This window comes from Vibrio lentus (assembly GCF_002875945.1).
Classification (GTDB): domain Bacteria; phylum Pseudomonadota; class Gammaproteobacteria; order Enterobacterales; family Vibrionaceae; genus Vibrio; species Vibrio apostichopi.
On sequence record NZ_MCZK01000169.1, the window covers coordinates 1 to 4,576 of the forward strand.

At 50.1% G+C, this 4,576-nt stretch carries 2 protein-coding genes; both read left to right on the forward strand.

The window, feature by feature from the left end:
* The coding region (locus BCT49_RS22660; RefSeq protein ID WP_206747748.1) for an Ig-like domain-containing protein at positions 1 to 971 on the forward strand (971 nt) is incomplete at both ends.
* A gap of 65 nt (positions 972 to 1,036) precedes the next feature.
* Positions 1,037 to 4,576 (forward strand): Ig-like domain-containing protein (locus BCT49_RS26405; RefSeq protein ID WP_133151664.1); only part of this gene is annotated, 3,540 nt, incomplete at its 3' end.

Genomic DNA, 4,576 nt, shown 5'->3' on the forward strand with positions numbered 1-4,576 from the left:
ACGTTAAGTGATGTTTCGTTATCGGATGACAGTGACACAAGCTTAGTAGCAGGCAGCAACCACTCAAATGACTCAACACCTACGTTTGTGGGCCTCTCGGAAGCGGGTGCACGCGTGTCTATTCGTGTCACTAATAATGCTGGCGATCCGGTTACGTTAGAGCCAGATTATGTCACGGTTGGCCAGGACGGTACGTGGTCTTATACCCCAACGACCGAGCTGGCTGACGGCAGCTATACCTGGATCGCGGAGGTTATGGACGCCGCCGGGAACACGGCGACAAGCAGCAGTACCACGTTAAACATTGATACGGTGGTTCCGACTTTATCGGATGTTGGCCTTGAGGCGAGCAGCGATACAGGACGGTTGGATGATGATGGCATCACTAATGACACGACTCCAACGTTCAGCGGTACAGCCGAGAAAGGCAATAAGATAGAGCTGACGTTGTTTAATGCATCGTCGCCAGATACTGCTGCGTATACATTCAGCATGACCGTGACAGAGAGTGACGGAAGCTGGCGTTTAGACACCACGACGTTAGCGCAAGGCACTTACCAGTGGACGGTCGTGGCTACGGATGCGGCGGGTAATACAAGTGAGGCATCGAGTACTCATTCATTAGTGATTGATACTGAGATCGTTGGTTTTGATGCGGGTTTAGACAGCAGTACGGACAGCGGTAGCTCAGACAGTGATGACATCACTAACGCAGCGCAGGTAAAACTGAGTGGTCAGGGTGAGGTTGGTGCAACGGTTACGTTGACGTCTTTAGTCAACAGCACCACCGGTGTCGCAGTGACGATTCCAACAACAACCGCAACGGTTGACAGTGAAGGTAATTGGATCTTAACGGCGCCATCATTGGGGACGGATGGCACTTACGAGTGGACAGTGACGATTGTTGATATCGCAGGCAACCGCGCGACAGAGACGGGCACGTTTGTTTTTGATAACACCATTGCAGTGACNNGTTTGGAGCGTAACGTTCGACGGTGATAATGCCTTAAGCACGGACGGTAAATACAGTTGGACGATGGAAGCGGTCGATGTAGCCGGTAACACTCAAGTAACGGAAGGTAAATTTACTCTAGATACGGTTGCGCCAAGTGCGGCCACAGAACTGCTTAATGACAGTGGTTTTGTAAGTAATGATGGCATTACAAAGAATGATGAATTGTCCATTAAAGTGACCACCACTGGGAACGCATACGATGTGCGTCTTGTTGTGTGGAAGCAAGGTGAGACGGTCAATGAAGCGGTGTTTGATTCGACACATCAGCTCTCAGGCTCACAAGATCATACTTTTACCACGTCTCAATTGGGTGAAGGCCATTACCAATATAAAGTCATTGTGACTGATGCCGCGGGCAACGTGTCAGAGAGCGCAGTTGCAAGCGTAGAAATTGATACCACATTACCGATGTTAGGTTCGGTGTCGCTTGACGATACAGAAAATGGCACGTACGTGAACGATCCTGAAGTGAGCTTTAGTGGTACAGCGGAAGCGGGCTCGCGTGTTTATTTGACACTGACGGACTCAAAGGGAGCAAACATTGTTGTCGACCCGGCGTACGTTGAGGCGACGAATGGCAGTTGGGTGTACGCTTTACCTCCGGAGATCGCAAGTCAGTTAGAAGATGGCACTTACCAATGGAGTTTCGTCGCGCAAGACATTGCAGGTAACCGCTCAGCTGAAGAGGCGGGCTCATTCACACTTGATACTACCTTACCTGAACTGACGTTTAATGGCCTTAGTGCGGATACGGACAGTGGTGATGATTCATCGGATATGCTGACGAATTCGGATGCCCCAGTTTTCACTGGTACGGTCACAGAAAGTGCGAAAGTGACGGTAACGTTGACCTCCATTCCGGCAGGGAAAAGTTACACGTTTGAAACCTCAGGGTACGTGACAGGAGCATGGTCCTTGGCGGCCACGAGTGCCATTGAAGAAGGCACTTACAATGTGACCGTGACTGCACTCGATATGGCGGGTAACACCAGTGATGCCGTGGTTTCAGACACCAACTTAGTGATTGACAGAACGGTGACTGGAGGTGACGACGTCGGTCTGCATGGCGACTCAGATTCAGGCGAAAGTGGTGATGAGTTGACTAACCACACCACCATCAAATTGACAGGCAACGTAGAAGCGGGCAGTACTGTCACGCTAAAAAGCTTGTCAACACCAAGCAACAATCCGATAGATGTGAGCTCGGTAGCAAGTGTTTCGGCAGATGGCCGTGGTAACTGGGAAATCACGCTACCAAGTTTTGGAGGCGAGCAGGGCGTATACAACTACACGATCGAGTACGTTGATGTTGCTGGCAACAGCAAAGAAGTGAGCGGCAGCTACGAGTTAGATACTCACATCAGTATTACGGCGACGCTGGATGCGGGGCAAGTCGAGCAAAACGGTGTGCTATTCACTAAAGATGATACCCCAACGTTCAAAGGCACAGGTACGAAAGGAGACAAAATCACACTAACGGTGTCTGGCCCAGGGGGAAGTCAAGAGTTTACCGCAGAGGTGGATGACAAAGGTGCGTGGTCCATTGATAGTACTGCTCTGGGGGCTGACGGTGTTTATAACTGGTCGATTGTTGCGACGGACGCAGCAGGCAACACAGATCGTTCTCAAAGTGGCAACTTTACTTTAGATACGACGCCACCGTCGTTTGAGTCTTTAGAGTTGTTAACCGACACTGGCGTAAGTGCTTCTGATGGGATCACACAAGACAATACTCCTGATCTCAAAGTTGTTACAAGCGGTCAAGCGCATCAAGTTAAATTATTGGTTTGGGAAGCGAGTGGCAGCTCTAGCTCGGCGACGTACGACTCTGGCTTTGTAACGGTTGATAACAATGGCAGCTACACCTTTAGGGTTCCGGCGCTGGATGATGGTAGCTTTAACTATCAAGTCATTGTCGTGGATATTGCGGGTAATGAAGCGAGCTCAACGATTGAATCTATGACGATTGACACTGAGGTTCCTATCCTCGGTAACGTAGAGCTAAATGGTGCCGAAAATGGTGGGTTCGTTAACGATGAGCAGCTTGTTTTCTCTGGCTCAGGTGCCGAAGCGAACGTGCGCGTTTATCTTTCATTGACCGACAGTCGCGGGACGCCAGTCACGTTGTCTCCAGCATTTGTGACGGTAGCAAGTGACGGTACATGGACATTCCCAATACAAGATGGTTTAGATCTTGCCGATGGTACGTACACGTGGTCTGTCTACGCTCAAGATGCCGCGGGGAACGACTCTGCAGTGCAAACGGGCTCGGCGATTATCGATACACAAGCGCCAATCGTAACGTTTGCAGGATTGACTGAGGCGACAGACTCAGGCAACAGCAACAGTGATATGGTGACGAATACATTACGTCCGGTCTTTACCGGTAATGTAACCGAGTCCGCTAAGGTGAAAGTGGTCTTAGTTCAAGGCGCTCAGCGTATTGAATTTGAGGCTGATGCGTACAGCAATGGTGAGTGGACGTTAACGGTACCGCAAGATATCCCTGAAGGGACATGGAGCGTGACCGTAAGCGCGACAGACAAAGCAGGCAACATGAGCAGTTCCGTTGGCAGTGATGTCGATTTGGTTATCGATCGAACTGTAGTAGGTGGAGATGATCACAGCTTAAGCTCTGATACGGACAGTGGTGAATTGGATTCCGATAACATCACTAATCAAACGACGGTGAAGCTCTCCGGTATGGTAGAAGCGGGAACGAAAGTGACGCTAACCGCACTTGAGAAGCCTGATGGCAGTACCGTGGCATTGCCAACAGACGTGTCAACCACAGCAGGCAGTAATGGTGTCTGGACACTCGACATTCCTACCTTTGGTGATCTTAATGGTGAGTACACATACAGCCTACGTTATGAAGACATTGCGGGTAACACAAAAACTGTCTCAGGCACATTTACGTTTGATGATGATATTCAACTAACAGCGCAGTTTGATTCAGAAACGGGTCGCCTTAATGACGTGGTGTACACCAGTGAGAAAGAGCCAGTTCTTTCAGGCTCTGGTGACAATGGCGATAAGATCCAGGTGGTGATTACTGGTCCTGGAGGCTCGCAAACGTTGACTGCGGTCGTTGGAAGCGATGGGACTTGGACAGTGACTGCTGATGAAATCGAGCAGGACGGAAGTTACACGTGGAAGGTAACTGCGACGGATGTGGCAGGTAACCAGAGCGAGGTTGAGGGCAGCTTTACGCTTGATAGCGTTGCTCCAACAGCGACCACTTCATTAGAGAATGATTCGGGTTTTGAGGCCGATGACAACCTAACCAATAACGACGCATTAAAGATCTCGGTAAGCACACTCGGTGATGCACATAGTGCGACGCTGATGGTGTGGGCAAGCGGTAATCCAAGCAACCTCTTAGTGGAAGATAAAGTGGTGTTGACCGGTGCTAGTCACCTGTTTACAACGGCCGCTTTACCTGAGGGCAGCTATCAATACAAGGTAGTCGTGACGGATATCGCCGGTAATACGTCAGACTCAGACGTGGTTACGGTCGTGATTGACAAGACTGCGCCGACGTTAAGTGATGTTTCGTTA